This window comes from Ruegeria sp. AD9 (genome assembly GCF_056542305.1).
In genome coordinates, this window is the sequence record NZ_JBQFZP010000006.1 from 136,448 (window position 1) to 152,479 (window position 16,032).

Genomic DNA, 16,032 nt, shown 5'->3' on the forward strand with positions numbered 1-16,032 from the left:
TCGTGGGTATTTGGCGCTTGCTCACCATTGCCTGCTGTCCGAGCCTTTTAGAACGTACGTGCCTTGGGTGCGATTTTCTTCAGGCTGATGCCACCTTCGTCTTCGGTCGTCAGCGGATCGACGATCACGGGACGATAGCTGAGCTCAACCTTGTTGCCTTCGACCCGACTAACCGTGTGAACACGCCAGTTTTCGTCATCACGTGCAGAGAAATCCTCATGCGCGTGGGCACCACGGGATTCCTTGCGCGCCTCTGCGCCGACGATCGTGGCCAGCGCGTTAGGCATCAGGTTGGTCAGTTCCAGCGTTTCCATCAGGTCACTGTTCCAGACCAGCGACCGGTCGGTGACTTTCAGATCGTCCATCTTCGCAGCGATTGCCGTCATCTTCTCGACGCCTTCGGCCATGGTCTTGGCGGTACGGAACACGGCAGCATCCGCCTGCATGGTTTTCTGCATCTCAAGCCGCAACTCGGCGGTCGGGATGGAACCGCTAGCGTTGCGCACCGCGTCGAACCGGTCAAAGGCCTTATCGACCGATGCCTGGTTCAGAACCGGGTTCGCAGCTTCAGGATTCACGACTTTGCCTGCCCGGATCGCCGCCGCGCGGCCAAAGACCACAAGGTCAATCAGCGAGTTCGAGCCCAAGCGGTTCGCGCCGTGGACCGAGGCGCAACCGGCTTCGCCCACTGCCATGAGGCCCGGAACCACAGCTGTCGGGTTCTCGGCCGTTGGGTTCAGAACTTCACCCCAATAGTTTGTGGGGATACCGCCCATGTTATAGTGCACGGTTGGCAGAACCGGGATCGGTTCCTTGGTGACATCCACGCCGGCAAAGATCTTGGCGCTTTCCGAGATGCCGGGCAGACGTTCTGCCAAAGCTTCGGCTGGGAGGTGACTGAGGTTCAGGTGAATATGATCCCCTTCCGCACCGACACCACGGCCTTCGCGGATTTCCAAGGTCATCGAGCGCGAGACGTAATCGCGCGGTGCGAGGTCCTTGTACTGGGGGGCGTAACGCTCCATGAACCGTTCACCTTCCGAGTTGGTCAGGTAACCGCCCTCGCCACGCGCGCCTTCGGTGATCAGGCAGCCCGATCCGTAGATGCCGGTCGGGTGGAACTGAACGAACTCCATATCCTGCAGCGCCAAGCCCGCGCGGGCCACCATACCGCCACCGTCACCGGTGCAGGTATGGGCCGAGGTCGCGCTGAAATAGGCGCGGCCATACCCGCCGGTCGCCAGCACAACCATCTTGGCATTGAAGACATGCATCGTGCCATCGTCCAGCTTCCAGCAGACAACACCCTGACACTGGCCGTCATCGGACATGATCAGGTCGATGGCGAAGTATTCGATATAAAACTCGGCATTGTTCTTCAGCGACTGGCCATACAGCGTATGAAGGATCGCGTGGCCGGTCCTGTCCGCAGCGGCACAGGTGCGCTGGACTGCCGGGCCTTCGCCGAATTCAGTGGTGTGACCACCAAACGGGCGTTGATAGATCTTACCCTCTTCGGTTCGGCTGAACGGAACGCCATAGTGCTCCAGTTCGTAAACAGCCTTGGGCGCTTCCCGAGCTAGGTATTCCATCGCATCGGTATCGCCCAGCCAATCCGAGCCTTTCACAGTGTCGTACATGTGCCACTGCCAGTGGTCGGGCCCCATGTTTGACAACGACGCGGCGATACCGCCCTGAGCGGCCACAGTATGCGAACGGGTTGGGAAAACCTTGGTTACGCAAGCCGTGCGAAGACCCTGTTCCGCCATACCCAGTGTTGCCCGCAGACCGGCCCCACCGGCACCGACAACGACCACGTCATATTCATGCGTTTCGTATTCGTATGCAGCCATTTCTTTCAGCTCCGGGAATTAAAGGGCAATGCGAGCGACGGCAAAGATGCCAGCCGCAGCCGCGCCATAAGACAAGCAGGTCAACAGAATGATCAGGACCTTTTCAAGCGTGCCGTGAACATAATCTTCAAGCATCACCTGCGCACCGTCCGCGAAGTGTTTGAAGCCAACCGCCAGCATCAGTGCTGCCACGATGGCAGGGAAAGGTCGCGAGTAGTAGTCGAGAACGACCTCGAATGGCTGGCCCAGGATCGGGCCAAAGGTGAATACAAACAACGGCACAAGGATCAGCAAAGCAACCGAGCTGACTTTCATCGCCCAGAAATGGGCAGTACCGGATTTCGCCGAGCCAAGTCCAGCGGCGCGTTTGCGGTCGGTCAGATAACGCATGTCAGGCCTCCAATCACGCGACGAGGACAAGGGTCAGAAGGGTCAAGACGACCGATCCGATAACAACAGCCCAACCCATTTTGGTCGCTGTCGGAATATCCAGACCAACTGCATTGTCCCAGATCAGATGCCGCACACCGGCCAGCGTGTGATACCAAAGCCCCCAAACGGACAGCGCCATCACAAGGTCTCCAAGCATCGAGGTTATTACCCCATTCGCTACGGCAAAGGCCTCGGGCGAGGTTGCAGCGGCCAGAAACCACCAGACGATCAACAGAGCTGCGAGCAGAAGGGCGTTACCGGTGATGCGCGTCAGGATGGACGTGATCGACGTCAGCTGCGGGCGATAAATCGACAGATGCGGCGAAAGTGGGCGATTGCCCCGATTTACATCGGCCATGGCGGCTCCTTTTCGGTTGGCTACCGAACGTTTTACTGGTTTTTGCGACACTGTCACGTGCTGCGAGTGCAAAAACCATCAAATTGCGCTCAATTATACGGATAATTCAATTATGTGATCACACAAAATAATCTCGTGATCACATATCACATTCCGCACTGTCAATGTTAGCGTTTTCAAGGCCGAAGAGATGTGATCACGAATCTCTCAAGCCGTCATTTCAGGTCTGCCGTTTGCTGCGTCACTTCGCGCAGCAGTTTTCGACGAATTCGTTCCGGGTAATCCGCGAACCCGGTGGCAGAAACGACAAAGGCACCTTCGCCCACGATGACATTCTCAAAGAAATATGCCGTCAGGTCCGGTTCGCTTTCCTCAATAGCCAGCGCGTTGACAACGATTCCCTCGGCGCGCAGGGCCGCATGTACCCGTGTAGGTTCAATCCCTTCATTGGACACACCGTCCCCTGACAGGTCAATCAGACGCCGTCGGCAGTCGGAAACCGAATCGAATGAACTCAGAGTCATTTGAAGCGCCTCGCCGATTGCCGTCGAAAAATTCCGCCAGATGCGCGGATCGGCGGCAACCTGGTCTGCAAACTGATCCAGCGAGGCAAAGCTATCAATACGGGTCCAAGGGATAGTGATCCGCTGGCGCGATGAGCCGGTCCACTGCACCAGCATCAGCCGCGCCTGCCCCCGCACCAGTGCCTCGGACACGATCGGGTCGCGCAAACCTGCGGCCAACCCATCCATCTGGATGCGATATTCGCTGCTATCGACCGAACCAGAAACGTCCACAGCCAAAGCCAAGGCCAGATCGCAGGCCTGAGCCGCCGGAGCCAGAGTGACGCTGGCCAATATCGCGCGTAGCAGGTTCATTGTGCAAACCTATCACGCCTTGCAAGCCGTGGCGTCACATATCCGTCAGATCACTTATTTGGGCATCAATGCCCAAAAGTCGAGATCCAGCAGAACGCCTGGCAGGTACCGCCCTTCTTCGTTCTTCAGCTTGAACGGATCACCGCCCTTGGTCGCGACCAGACGCAATCGCACAGCGCCTATGCCGGGAACCCCGGTTTCCGCTTTGCCCAGAACTTCGGACCATGCCTTGATCGTATCACCCGCAAAACAAGGGTTAGCATGGGCGCCACCATTCAAGCCGACAATCATCTGCGCATTTGCAAGGCCATTGAAGGACAATGCCCGCGCCATCGAGATTACATGCCCACCGTAAATGAGCCGTCCTTCCGGACGGAACGTCAGGTCGTAATGCACCTTGGCGGTGTTCTGCCACAAACGTGTGGCCAGCATATGCTCGGCCTCTTCCACGGTGACACCGTCCACATGATCGATGGTTTCACCGACCTCATAATCGCCCCAGCGGTGCGCCTCGCCCGCGAGGGCAAAATCGTAGTTTGCAAAATCGAGCCCTTCCGGCACGATCAGGTCCTGCGGATCAAGCACAGCCTTCAAATCGGGAACAACCGTCTCGGGCGCGGGTGCATCCATGTTTGCCTTGCGCACCATGACCCAGCGCACATATTCAAGAACCACCTCGTCCAACTGGTTCAACCCGCGGGTACGAACCCAGACAACACCAGTTTTTCCGTTGGAATTCTGCTTCAGGCCGATAACCTCTGATACGGATCTCAGCGTATCGCCGGCAAAAACAGGTTTCAGCCAACGACCTTCGGCATAGCCCAGATTGGCAACCGCGTTCAGAGAAACATCAGGCACGGTCTTGCCGAACACGATGTGGAACGCGGCCAGATCATCTATCGGGCTTTCCGGCAACCCACAGTCCCGGGCAAATTCATCCGAGGAGTAAAGCGCGTGACGTGCGGGATAGAGCGCGTGATACAAGCCGCGCTCTCCCTCGGTCACGGTGCGAGGTACTGCATGCTGCAACACCTGCCCGACAGAATAGTCCTCGAAAAATCGGCCCGGATTTGTTTTTGCCATTACTGCTGTCCCAGTTTCATGTCGGGGGAATAGTCGGCCTCGACCTCTTTGGTCACGGCCTGCGCGCAACGCATTACGTTGCCGTTGGCATCAAAGGCGTAAGCCGGGTCGCCATACAGCTCCCATCCCTTTGACAGGGCGTCGGACACCTTGTGACAGAAGGCCGAAGTGTCTTCTTCGGTCAGCAAGCGATAAAGCTTCGACATCAAATCAAATCCTTATGAGCCGAACGGAGATGGGCCAACCAGCCCATGGATGTACCCGATAATTCCCATCAGAACGATCGAAGCCACAACGAACATCGCATCCTTGCCGTAAGTGCCAGGCTCTGCCGGGGTCCACTCAGGTTCAGACTTGTTGATTACAATGACTTCGACCACCGCCCAGGCCAGAAGGCCACCAAACAGGATGATCGAGGCCAGATCGCCGTTCACCAACAGGTGCGCAAAAGCCCACAGTTTGAACCCGCCGAGCATCGGGTGGCGCAGCTTGTTCAGAAGCCGGCCTTTTGTGCCCGCAGGACTCATCAAATAAATCGCGATCAAAACCAACAGGTTGTTGACGTGAATCAGAAAGGTCGGCGGCGCCCAAACGTGGATGAAGTCGGTCATGCGATACCCGAAGATCATCAGAAGGATCGACGCGACCAAAGCCAGGGCAACAGCGCCTTTACCCGCGTCACCCATTGCGGCACGGCGTTCAGGTGCCACACGTTTGAACAGATGCGCCCCCCACCACAGCGCCACACCCAAGATCAGAAGAACAAAGCCCATGCTGGCCTACCCCGCTTGCAAAGCTAATATCGCCTCTGCTTTTGCCAGAATTTCGCGGGCAGTTACAACGTGCAGATTTTCGACAATCTTGCCATCGACAACGGCGACCCCTTGGCCAAGGGCCTCGGTCTCTTCAAAGGCCGAGATCTGGCGGCGAGCCAGGTCGATCTCATCATCCGATGGCGCGAAGGCGGTATTTGCCACTTCGACCTGGGCCGGGTGGATCAGCGTTTTGCCATCAAAGCCCATATCGCGGCCTTGCGCACATTCGAACGCCAGACCTTCGACATCCTTGAAGGCGTTGTAAACACCGTCGATGATGATCAGCCCTTCGGCCTTGGCAGCCAACAAGCACAGCCCTAACGAGGTCATCATCGGCAGGCGATCTGGGCGGAAGCGGGTTTGCAGCTCTTTCGCCAGATCATTTGTTCCCATCACGAATCCGGCCATCAGCGGATGCGCGGCGATTTCTGCTGCGTTCAGCATTCCACGCGGGGTTTCCATCATAGCCCAGATCGGCAAATCTCCGGTGATCGCAGCCAGCGCGTCTACGTCAGCCGCCGAATTCACTTTAGGCAACAGGACAACGTCGGCATCCATTTCGCGCACAGCCTCGGCATCCGCACGGCCCCATTCGGTGTCAAACCCGTTGATCCGAACAATCTTGACGCGTGATCCGTACCCTCCGGCAGCCAAAGCCGCCTTGAGCGTTTCGCGCGCATTGTCCTTTTCGTCGGCTGCGACCGCATCTTCCAGATCAAATATGATTGCATCTACCGGCAGAGTGCGGGCCTTTTCCAAAGCCCGATCCCGGGACCCGGGGATATAGAGAACCGAACGATAGGGGCGCTGACGAGGATCCATGGACCACTCCCATTGAAATAAAGTTGCGCGGAATGGGGCATTTTTTACCGGAAAGTTCAAGCCCAAAATTGCCGCACCGCAGCAAACACGACGCAACGTGCTTTGCCTTAATTGAATTTCGGCCCCTGCGCGGCACCCTGACCGGCAGAGGGAACCGAAAGGATTCGGGATGCGAAAGACAATGTTCAAGATGACGATGGGACTTGGGATCATGGTTCTGGCGGCACAACAGGTACAGGCCCAGGGACAAAACTGCGCACCGCGAGAGGATGTGCTGGAAAGGTTGACCGACACTTATGGCGAAACGCGCAGGGGCTTTGGTCTGGCCCAGCAAGGCGCGGTCATGGAACTTTTCGCCTCAACTCAAAGCGGCAGCTGGACCATCACGGTGACCTTGCCCAACGGGGTCACCTGCCTCGTCGCTTCGGGGCAAGCTTTTGAGGCTGTAGCCGAAGCGCTGCCCCCGAACGCCTGATCAGGTAAGTGCGTCCCAGATCAGCTTACCGCCGGTGAGGGTCAGCAGCACATAGGCAATTCCAAAGAACAGGCGTTCGGACAACATGAAATGTGCACGGACGCCCAGCCAGGCACCGAGAACAGCAAACGGTGTTAACAGAATATCGGCCCATGCCGTCTGCCACGTGAACATGCCAAGATAAGCGTAGGGTACAAACTTCGCGATATTAATCACCCAGAAAACCAACACTGTACTGGCTTGAAACTCGGTCTTTGTCAGCCGTTGGGACAAAAGATAAACGGCAGCCGGAGGGCCTCCGGCATGGCTGACAAAGCTGGTGAATCCCGCGACCAGCCCTGCAAACAGGCCAGCGGAGGGCGGCAACCGTCTGGCAAACCCGCGCACCCAGCCTTTTGACTGTGCGATGTGCCAGATCACGAACCCGACCGAGATGCCGCCTATCAGCAGGCGCAGCAGGTCATCATCCGTTGAACGGTAGAGCCATGCCCCCATTGCCACACCGGGTACAGCACCCAGGATCAGCAGGCGCGCATCCCCCCAGTTCCACCGCTTCCAATAAGGGCCCAAAGTGGCCACATCGATCACCATCAGAATCGGCAGCATCAGGGCCAGGGCCTGCCCAGGTGTTAGGATCAAGGCCAGAATCGACGATGACGCAAAGGCCACGCCCGAGCCGAAACCACCCTTCGAGATACCCGCAAAAATCACCGCCGGGATCGCCACTGCAAAAAACATCAGGTTCAATTCAAACATGCACCGGTCCCGGTTTTGGCTTGTCTCAAAGGCCCTTTAGCGCAACCACATAGGGTCTCGCAAACGGTATGCGGTTGTATGCCACGTCGCAGAACTCTTGCCTAATGCCGTTTTAGCGACTAGCACAGCCGCGATTTCAAAACCGACCGGAGATATTCCAAATGGCCAGACCCAAGATTGCGCTAATCGGCGCGGGGAACATCGGCGGCACGCTTGCGCATCTTGCAGCTGTCAAAGAACTGGGTGACGTTGTCCTGTTTGACATCGCTGACGGGTTGCCACAGGGCAAGGCGCTCGACATCGCCGAATCCGGCCCGTCCGAAGGCTTTGACGCCTCGATGAAAGGCACCAGCGATTATGCCGATATCGCCGGCGCGGATGTCTGCATCGTGACCGCAGGCGTAGCCCGCAAACCGGGCATGAGCCGCGATGACCTGCTGGGCATCAACCTGAAAGTCATGAAGTCGGTCGGCGAAGGTATCGCAGCACATGCGCCCGATGCGTTCGTGATCTGCATCACCAACCCACTGGACGCCATGGTCTGGGCGCTGCGCGAATTCTCGGGCCTGCCGCATAACAAAGTCTGCGGCATGGCTGGCGTGCTGGATTCGGCACGTTTCGCGCATTTCCTGTCGGAAGAGTTCAACGTCTCGATGCGCGATGTCACCGCGTTCGTATTGGGCGGCCATGGCGACACCATGGTGCCGTCGGTTCGTTATTCGACCGTTGCCGGTATCCCGCTGCCTGATCTGGTTGAAATGGGCTGGACCTCGCAAGAAAAGCTGGACGCCATCGTACAGCGCACCCGGGATGGTGGCGCCGAAATCGTAGGCCTGCTGAAAACCGGATCGGCTTATTACGCGCCCGCCACCTCGGCGATCGAAATGGCCGAAGCCTATCTGAAAGACCAAAAGCGTGTTCTGCCTTGTGCGGCGTACTGCAGCGGTGAGTTGGGCGTTAACGGCCTTTATGTCGGGGTGCCGACAGTCATTGGCGCAGGCGGCGTCGAGCGCATCGTTAACATCAAGCTGAACGAAGACGAGCAAGCCGGTTTCGACAATTCGGTCAACGCCGTGAAAGGCCTGATCGAGGCGTGCAAAGGCATCGACAGCTCGTTGGCGTAAAACTGCCAGACAATCCGAATTTGAGGCCGGCCCAATTATGGGCCGGTTTTCATTTTCCACCGCGGACCCCGGCCACATATGTTGGCGCAAACGTCGCAAATCCCTTTTTTCGAATGTGATTTCAAAAAACTGTGCAGGAATATCGAATCAATCGATGACACTTGAATTTTTGTGATCACACCCTAAAAACCCGTGATCACAAATGTTGAAAATCTTCGGCAATTTCCCGTCTCAGGTCAAAAAACCCTTTAAATTTGCCCGCTAGACACGCCTATAACGGTTAAACGCAGTCAGACGGGACAATTTCGATGAACATTCACGAATATCAGGCCAAGGCTCTTCTTCGCAGCTACGGCGCTCCGGTCTCCGATGGTCGCGCCGTGCTGCGCGCCGAGGAAGCCAAAACCGCAGCCGGTGAACTGGATGGGCCGCTTTGGGTCGTCAAGGCGCAGATACACGCGGGCGGCCGCGGCAAAGGATCCTTCAAAGAGGCCGATGCAGGTGAAAAGGGCGGTGTCCGTCTGACGAAATCGGTCGAAGAAGCGGCCGAAGAAGCCAAGAAGATGCTGGGTCGCACTCTGGTCACCCATCAGACGGGTCCGGCAGGCAAGCAGGTCAACCGCATCTATATCGAAGCCGGTTCCGGCATCGAGCGTGAACTGTACCTGGCTCTGCTGGTGGATCGTCAGACCAGCCGTATCTCGTTTGTCTGCTCGACCGAAGGCGGTATGGACATCGAAGAGGTTGCCGCCGCGACACCCGAGAAAATCCTGTCCTTCTCGGTTGACCCGGCCACCGGCTACCAACCCTACCACGGTCGTCGCATCGCGTTTTCGCTGGGTTTGGAGGGCGCGCAGGTCAAGCAGTGTGTCAAGCTCATGGGCATCCTCTACAAAGCCTTCGTCGAGAAGGATATGGAGATGCTGGAGATCAACCCACTGATCGTATCCGACAGTGGCGACCTGAAAGTGCTGGATGCCAAGGTTGGCTTTGACGGCAATGCGGTCTACCGCCACCCGGATATCGCCGAACTGCGCGACACGACCGAGGAAGATCCCAAGGAACTGGAAGCCAGCAAATACGACCTGAACTACATCGCACTGGATGGTGAGATTGGCTGCATGGTGAACGGTGCCGGTCTGGCGATGGCTACGATGGACATCATCAAACTGTATGGTGCCGAACCTGCCAACTTCCTCGACGTGGGTGGCGGTGCAACCAAAGAGAAGGTGACCGAAGCGTTCAAGATCATCACCTCGGACCCGCAGGTCAAAGGCATTCTGGTCAATATCTTCGGCGGCATCATGCGCTGTGACGTCATCGCCGAGGGCGTGGTGGCTGCGGTGAAAGAGGTCGGTCTGCAGGTTCCGCTTGTCGTGCGACTGGAAGGCACCAATGTCGAGAAAGGCAAAGAAATCATCAACAACTCGGGTCTGGACGTGATCGCGGCGGACAACCTGAAAGACGGTGCCGAGAAGATCGTCAAGGCGGTTAAGGGGTAAGCAAGTTGCTGTGGAGTGGGCTACAGGCCGACCCCACGGCAACTACAATCCAACTTTATCCATTTCACGCGGGAAATCGAAAGAAACAATCGATCTGATGTCCATCCCCATCTTCCTCATAGGTCTTGAATGCGCCACCGGGCGGGCGCGTTTGATGGCGCAGGAGCTGCAAAAGGCAGGCCTGTCGGCGACGCGCGTCAACGCTGTTGATTGCGACGCCGCCACCCGTGAGGATTTTCTGCGTGAATGCCGGTCCGAGGGACCTTGGGGTTATTTCCATACCAAGGACATGGCCTGCACCCTAAGCCATGCCAAAGCGTGGGAGGACGTTGTCGCCTCTGGCGCGGAACAGGCCTTGATACTTGAGGATGATGTTTTCCTGTCGCCAGAACTGGCGGATTGGTTGAACGATGCATCCTGGTGGCCAGAGGATGCCGATATCGTGCGGTTCGAACGCTGGCGCAGCACAAAGCTTTACCTCGCACTTGAGTGCAAAAGCTCATCCCATCTGGGTCGGGAACTGCGCCTGATGCACTCACGCCACCCCGGCGGTGCCGCATATGTGTTGACCCGAAATGCGGCAGAACATTTCCTGGCGCAAAAGCCCTATGACATCACGCTGGATGGCCTGTTGTTCAACCCGTCAGCCTCGGCTGCGGCGCGTCGGGTCAATGTCTATCAGGTGGTCCCTGCGATGGTCGAGCAAGGCAACGAAGCGCCGGGCGAAATCCAGATGGGTGCCTCCCGCGCACGCCCTACGGGCTGGCCGCTGGTCCGACAAAAAATCAGGCGCGCTATCGCCGAAATCAGCAGCGGCCTGCGCACGATGGCCAACCTGGTCCTTGGTCGCGCCACGCTTCAGAAAATTACCTATGCGCCGCAGGTTCTTCCAGCGGCAGAACCCCATCAATCCAACACCGCCTAGAGAAAGGGACAAAATGGCAGTCCTCATCGACGAAAACACCAAAGTGATCTGTCAGGGCTTTACCGGCTCGCAAGGTACATTCCACAGCGAACAGGCCATTGCCTATGGCACCAAGATGGTTGGCGGCGTAACCCCCGGCAAAGGCGGGATGGAGCATTTGGGCCTGCCCGTGTTCAACTCGGTCCACGAGGCCAAGCACGTGACCGAAGCCAACGCATCGGTGATCTACGTACCGCCCCCATTCGCGGCGGACTCGATCCTCGAAGCGATTGATGCCGAGATGGAAGTGATTGTCTGCATCACCGAAGGTATCCCGGTTCTGGACATGATGAAGGTAAAACGCGCGCTGGAAGGCAGCAAGTCGCGCCTGATCGGCCCGAACTGCCCCGGTGTCATCACGCCTGACGCCTGCAAGATCGGCATCATGCCCGGCCACATTCACAAACGCGGGAGCGTGGGTGTCGTTTCCCGCTCGGGTACGCTTACTTATGAAGCCGTGAAACAGACAACGGATGTAGGACTGGGCCAGTCCACCTGTGTGGGCATTGGCGGCGACCCGATCAAAGGGACTGAGCATATCGACGTGCTGGAATGGTTCCTGGCAGATGACGAGACCACTTCGATCATCATGATTGGCGAAATCGGCGGCTCGGCCGAGGAAGAGGCTGCGCAGTTCCTGGCCGATGAGGCCAAGAAAGGCCGCAAAAAGCCGGTTGCAGGCTTCATCGCAGGCCGCACAGCCCCTCCGGGCCGCCGCATGGGCCACGCGGGTGCGATTGTCGCCGGTGGCAAGGGCGGTGCCGAGGACAAGATCGAAGCCATGCGCTCGGCCGGTATCGTCGTGGCCGAAAGCCCGGCGCAGCTGGGAGAGGCTGTGTTGGAAGCGATTGGGTAAGTGATGGCTGCCGGTCGCACATGTGTGCAGAGGGCAGCGCCCGACTGCGGGTGGGTGCAACGCACCCGCCCATGGGGCGGTCGGGCGCTGCCCCGGCAGTGCCGCCGAGTAAGTGAGTGTTAATGGGGCCGAAACAAGCCATATCGACTGGTATTCGAAAAGCACTCGTCTTTTCAGGCAGGGCTACGCGAGCCGAGTTTTGGTGGTTCGGACCATTGGCGGCTATGCTGCCAATAATTGTAACTCTGCATCTTGACTGGCGTGTTTCCTTCGGCTGGGGAATCGGGCGGTTAATAGTAGTGATGGCAACCTCTATCCCTTTGCTCGCGGCTATGAGCCGACGGTTACAAGATACTGGAGAAGATGGTCATCAGGCCCTGTATCCTTTCATGCCAATTATACTCATCTGGATTGGGCACCAGGTCTTCTTGTTGTTCAGTTTATTGATAGGTGGGCCAATTTTGTGGCTGATCTTGGCATTCCTGACCCTTGGGCCGATGTTTCTAGTGGCACTCGTCGCGAGTGTGATGGTAACAGCAAATATCATCGGAATGATGCTTGTCGCGTCTGAGCCGGGGAGCAACCGGTTTGGTGTGCCAAATGGAGAAGTGACCGCATGACCTTCTCCGACGCCATACGCACCTGCTTCTCCAAGTTCTTCACCTTTTCGGGCCGTGCTTCGCGGCCCGAATACTGGTTCTTTTTTCTGTTCATCGTGATCTGGAACATCATCGCTGGGATCATCGACTGGCAGTTCTTCACGCAGGTCGCGGTGACGGAAACCGAAACCTCGAAATCCGTGTCAGCCACGTCCTCGCAACCGGTGCAGGGCATCGTCGGCCTGATTGTATTCTTTCCTCATTTGACGGTCGCTTTCCGGCGGATGCACGATACCGGTCGCAGCGGGCTGTATGCTCTGCTGCCGATCCTGTTGATCCTTGGCGCCGGAGCTGTGCTCGTTTTTGGTATCGGCCTGGCCTCTCATTTCCAGCATGGTGGCAGGCTGGATATCCTGTTCACCCGCGCCACGTTGCTCATCGTTCTTCCGACACTACTGGTACTGGTGGTGTCGCCCCTCCTGGTTCTATGGTGGCTGACACGCCCCAGCCAGCCAGGCACCAATCAATACGGTCCCAACCCAACAGAGGTAGCCCTATGACCGAACATTCGCCCAATTCCGCCTTTCATGCCTCAAGCTTCATGCAGGGGCATAATGCCGAATATCTGGAGCAGCTTTACGCGCAATACACAAAGAACCCCGGGGCGGTGGATGCCGCATGGGGCGCGTTCTTTGATGCCATGGGCGATGATGCCCCCGATGTTCAACGCGAAGCCGACGGTCCGTCCTGGGCGCGCACCGACTGGCCGCCGATGCCAGCAGACGACCTGACTGGTGCGCTGACTGGTGAATGGGCCGAGATTGACGCCAAAGCGGCGGGCAAGAAGATCAAAGACAAGGCGGCTGAAAAAGGGGCTGAGGTCAGCGACGATCAGATCAAACGCGCCGTGCTGGACAGTTTGCGAGCACTGATGCTGATCCGGGCCTATCGCATCCGGGGCCATCTGGCCGCGGATCTGGACCCGCTGGGCATGCGCGCTGCCAGCACGCATCCTGAGCTGGACCCGAAGACTTACGGTTTCACCGATGCCGACATGGATCGCCCGATCTTTATCGACAACGTGCTGGGATTGCAGGTCGCTTCGATGCGGCAGATCGTTGAGATCGTGAAACGCACATATTGCGGCACCTTTGCGCTGCAATACATGCATATCTCGAACCCGGAAGAGGCCGCGTGGCTGAAGGAGCGGATCGAGGGCTATGGCAAGGAAATCGCGTTCACCAAGGAAGGCCGCAAGGCGATCCTGAACAAGATGGTCGAGGCCGAGGGCTTTGAGAAGTTCTTGCACGTCAAGTACATGGGCACCAAGCGGTTCGGTCTGGACGGTGGCGAGGCGCTAATCCCGGCGATGGAACAGATCATCAAGCGCGGTGGCGCGCTTGGCCTCAGTGACATCGTCATCGGGATGCCGCACCGGGGTCGCCTGAACATTCTGGCCAACGTGATGGGCAAGCCTTATCGCGCGATTTTCAACGAATTCCAGGGCGGTAGCTTCAAGCCAGAGGACGTGGACGGCTCTGGCGATGTGAAATATCACCTCGGCGCCTCAAGCGATCGCGAATTCGATGGCAACAGTGTGCACCTGTCATTGACCGCCAACCCCTCTCACCTTGAGGCGGTAAACCCGGTAGTTCTGGGTAAGGTTCGCGCCAAGCAAGACCAACTGGGCGACACGGACCGTACCAGGGTCATGGCGATATTGCTGCACGGTGACGCGGCCTTTGCCGGTCAGGGTGTTGTGGCCGAGGGCTTTGGCCTGTCCGGCCTGAAAGGGCACAGAACCGGCGGCACCATGCACATCGTGGTCAACAACCAGATCGGGTTCACTACCGCGCCGCATTTCAGCCGCTCGAGCCCCTATCCCACCGATATCGCGCTGATGGTCGAGGCCCCGATCTTCCATGTGAACGGCGACGACCCCGAGGCGGTAGTTCACGCCGCGAAGGTGGCGACCGAGTTCCGCCAGAAGTTCCATAAAGACGTGGTTCTGGACATCTTCTGCTATCGCCGGTTTGGCCATAACGAGGGCGATGAGCCCATGTTCACCAACCCGATCATGTACAAGAAGATCAAAACCCATAAGACAACGCTTTCCTTGTATACCGAGCGGCTGGTCAAGGACGGGCTGATCCCCGAGGGTGAGATCGAAGATATGAAGGCCGCCTTTCAGGCCCATCTGAACGACGAATTCGAGGCCGGGAAGGACTATAAACCCAACAAGGCCGACTGGCTGGATGGGCGCTGGTCGCATCTGGACAGGAACAAGGATGATTATGTCCGGGGTGAAACAGCGATCTCGGCAGAGACACTCGCGGAAATCGGAGCCGCGCTGACCAAGGCTCCTGACGATTTCGCAATGCACAAAACCGTTGAGCGGTTGCTGGAACATAAGAAACAAATGTTCGAGACCGGTGCAGGCTTCGACTGGGCCACGGGCGAGGCACTGGCGTTTGGCTCGTTACTGACCGAAGGATATCCCGTGCGTCTGGCCGGACAGGATGCAACACGGGGCACGTTCAGCCAGCGTCACTCTGGGTTTGTTCATCAGGAAACCGAAGAACGGTATTACCCGCTCAACAACATCCGTGCCGGGCAATCCCAATACGATGTCATTGATTCGATGCTGTCCGAATACGCGGTGCTGGGTTTCGAATACGGCTATTCGCTTGCAGAACCGAACGCTCTGGTTCTGTGGGAGGCGCAGTTCGGCGACTTTGCCAACGGTGCGCAGATCATGTTCGATCAGTTCATCAGCTCGGGTGAAAGCAAGTGGCTGCGGATGTCCGGTCTGGTCACACTGCTGCCGCATGGCTTTGAAGGGCAAGGCCCAGAACACTCGTCAGCGCGTTTGGAACGGTTCCTGCAAATGTGCGGTCAGGACAACTGGATCGTGGCGAATTGTACGACACCCGCGAACTATTTCCACATCCTGCGCCGTCAGTTGCACCGGACCTTCCGGAAACCACTGATCCTAGTGACGCCGAAGTCGCTGTTGCGTCACAAGCTGGCCGTCAGCACGGCGGATGACTTCACCACAGGCTCCAGCTTCCACCGGGTGCTGTGGGATGACGCGCAAAAAGGCAACTCTGACACCAAGCTGGTGGCCGATGACAAGATCAAGCGCGTCGTCATGTGTTCCGGCAAAGTCTATTTCGACCTGTTGGAGGAACGCGATGCGCGTGGCATCGACGACATCTACCTGATGCGGATCGAACAATTCTATCCATTCCCGGCACATTCACTGATCAACGAACTCGAACGGTTCAAGAATGCCGAGATGGTCTGGTGTCAGGAAGAGCCCAAGAACCAGGGTGCGTGGACCTTTATTGAACCCAACATTGAATGGGTCCTGTCCCGTATCGATGCAAAACACACGCGCCCGACCTATGCCGGTCGCGCCACATCGGCCTCGCCCGCAACGGGGCTGGCCAGCCAACACAAAGCCCAACAAGAAGCGCTGGTAAACGAAGCGCTGAGCATTGAAGGAAAGTAAG

At 57.7% G+C, this 16,032-nt stretch carries 17 protein-coding genes; 8 read left to right on the forward strand and 9 right to left on the reverse strand.

Going from position 1 to position 16,032, the window contains the following annotated elements; translation table 11 throughout:
- Nucleotides 1-47: 47 nt before the first annotated feature.
- The 8 genes from sdhA to ACR0AM_RS11120 form a co-directional block, all read right to left on the reverse strand.
- A complete protein-coding gene (gene sdhA / locus ACR0AM_RS11085; protein ID WP_480554209.1) occupies nucleotides 48-1,853 on the reverse strand; it encodes a succinate dehydrogenase flavoprotein subunit in 1,806 nt (601 codons plus the stop codon).
- A gap of 18 nt (nucleotides 1,854-1,871) precedes the next feature.
- Nucleotides 1,872-2,243: a succinate dehydrogenase, hydrophobic membrane anchor protein gene (sdhD, locus tag ACR0AM_RS11090; protein ID WP_480622918.1), complete on the reverse strand. Its 372-nt coding sequence runs from the start codon at nucleotides 2,241-2,243 to the stop codon at nucleotides 1,872-1,874.
- A gap of 13 nt (nucleotides 2,244-2,256) precedes the next feature.
- Nucleotides 2,257-2,643 carry a succinate dehydrogenase, cytochrome b556 subunit gene (gene sdhC / locus ACR0AM_RS11095; protein WP_480475098.1) on the reverse strand — a complete coding sequence of 129 codons (387 nt, stop codon included), beginning with the start codon at nucleotides 2,641-2,643 and terminating at the stop codon, nucleotides 2,257-2,259.
- Between the two features lie 215 nt (nucleotides 2,644-2,858).
- The gene (locus tag ACR0AM_RS11100) at nucleotides 2,859-3,521 is read right to left on the reverse strand and encodes a DUF1194 domain-containing protein (RefSeq protein WP_480622919.1); all 663 of its coding nucleotides are present in this window, start codon (nucleotides 3,519-3,521) and stop codon (nucleotides 2,859-2,861) included.
- Between the two features lie 54 nt (nucleotides 3,522-3,575).
- Nucleotides 3,576-4,604 carry a MaoC family dehydratase gene (locus ACR0AM_RS11105; protein WP_480622920.1) on the reverse strand — a complete coding sequence of 343 codons (1,029 nt, stop codon included), beginning with the start codon at nucleotides 4,602-4,604 and terminating at the stop codon, nucleotides 3,576-3,578.
- A complete protein-coding gene (locus ACR0AM_RS11110; protein ID WP_209506521.1) occupies nucleotides 4,604-4,810 on the reverse strand; it encodes a DUF1737 domain-containing protein in 207 nt (68 codons plus the stop codon). Before ACR0AM_RS11110 ends, ACR0AM_RS11105 begins: the two co-directional genes overlap by 1 nt.
- A gap of 12 nt (nucleotides 4,811-4,822) precedes the next feature.
- Nucleotides 4,823-5,377, reverse strand: a complete 555-nt coding sequence (locus tag ACR0AM_RS11115) for an NnrU family protein (RefSeq protein ID WP_480494302.1) — start codon at nucleotides 5,375-5,377, stop codon at nucleotides 4,823-4,825.
- Nucleotides 5,378-5,383: 6 nt separating this feature from the next.
- Entirely contained in the window at nucleotides 5,384-6,241 is an 858-nt protein-coding gene (locus tag ACR0AM_RS11120) for an HpcH/HpaI aldolase/citrate lyase family protein (RefSeq protein ID WP_480622921.1), read from the reverse strand.
- 169 nt (nucleotides 6,242-6,410) lie between these two features.
- On the opposite strand from ACR0AM_RS11120, the gene ACR0AM_RS11125 reads away from it, so the two are divergent.
- Nucleotides 6,411-6,716 carry a hypothetical protein gene (locus ACR0AM_RS11125; protein ID WP_480494306.1) on the forward strand — a complete coding sequence of 102 codons (306 nt, stop codon included), beginning with the start codon at nucleotides 6,411-6,413 and terminating at the stop codon, nucleotides 6,714-6,716.
- On the opposite strand, the gene ACR0AM_RS11130 is transcribed toward ACR0AM_RS11125, so the two are convergent.
- A complete protein-coding gene (locus ACR0AM_RS11130; RefSeq protein ID WP_480622922.1) occupies nucleotides 6,717-7,472 on the reverse strand; it encodes a sulfite exporter TauE/SafE family protein in 756 nt (251 codons plus the stop codon).
- Nucleotides 7,473-7,633: 161 nt separating this feature from the next.
- Between ACR0AM_RS11130 and mdh the strand changes: the two genes are divergently transcribed.
- The 7 genes from mdh (at nucleotide 7,634) to ACR0AM_RS11165 (ending at nucleotide 16,031) form a co-directional block, all read left to right on the forward strand.
- Complete coding sequence (gene mdh, locus ACR0AM_RS11135) at nucleotides 7,634-8,596, forward strand: malate dehydrogenase (RefSeq protein ID WP_267363196.1); 963 nt, start codon at nucleotides 7,634-7,636, stop codon at nucleotides 8,594-8,596.
- 308 nt (nucleotides 8,597-8,904) lie between these two features.
- Complete coding sequence (gene sucC / locus ACR0AM_RS11140; RefSeq protein ID WP_480622923.1) at nucleotides 8,905-10,098, forward strand: ADP-forming succinate--CoA ligase subunit beta; 1,194 nt, start codon at nucleotides 8,905-8,907, stop codon at nucleotides 10,096-10,098.
- 97 nt (nucleotides 10,099-10,195) lie between these two features.
- Nucleotides 10,196-11,023 (forward strand): glycosyltransferase family 25 protein, encoded by an 828-nt coding sequence (locus tag ACR0AM_RS11145; RefSeq protein WP_480622924.1) that lies wholly within the window; start codon nucleotides 10,196-10,198, stop codon nucleotides 11,021-11,023.
- A gap of 13 nt (nucleotides 11,024-11,036) precedes the next feature.
- On the forward strand, nucleotides 11,037-11,918 hold the full coding sequence (gene sucD, locus ACR0AM_RS11150; protein ID WP_209506539.1) for a succinate--CoA ligase subunit alpha: 882 nt from the start codon (nucleotides 11,037-11,039) through the stop codon (nucleotides 11,916-11,918).
- A 122-nt stretch (nucleotides 11,919-12,040) separates the two neighbouring features.
- On the forward strand, nucleotides 12,041-12,538 hold the full coding sequence (locus tag ACR0AM_RS11155; RefSeq protein ID WP_480622925.1) for a DUF805 domain-containing protein: 498 nt from the start codon (nucleotides 12,041-12,043) through the stop codon (nucleotides 12,536-12,538).
- Nucleotides 12,535-13,077, forward strand: a complete 543-nt coding sequence (locus ACR0AM_RS11160; RefSeq protein ID WP_480558803.1) for a DUF805 domain-containing protein — start codon at nucleotides 12,535-12,537, stop codon at nucleotides 13,075-13,077. Before ACR0AM_RS11155 ends, ACR0AM_RS11160 begins: the two co-directional genes overlap by 4 nt.
- Nucleotides 13,074-16,031 carry a 2-oxoglutarate dehydrogenase E1 component gene (locus ACR0AM_RS11165; protein ID WP_480622926.1) on the forward strand — a complete coding sequence of 986 codons (2,958 nt, stop codon included), beginning with the start codon at nucleotides 13,074-13,076 and terminating at the stop codon, nucleotides 16,029-16,031. The genes ACR0AM_RS11160 and ACR0AM_RS11165 overlap by 4 nt, the downstream gene beginning before the upstream one ends.
- The last annotated feature ends 1 nt before the right edge of the window (nucleotide 16,032 follow it).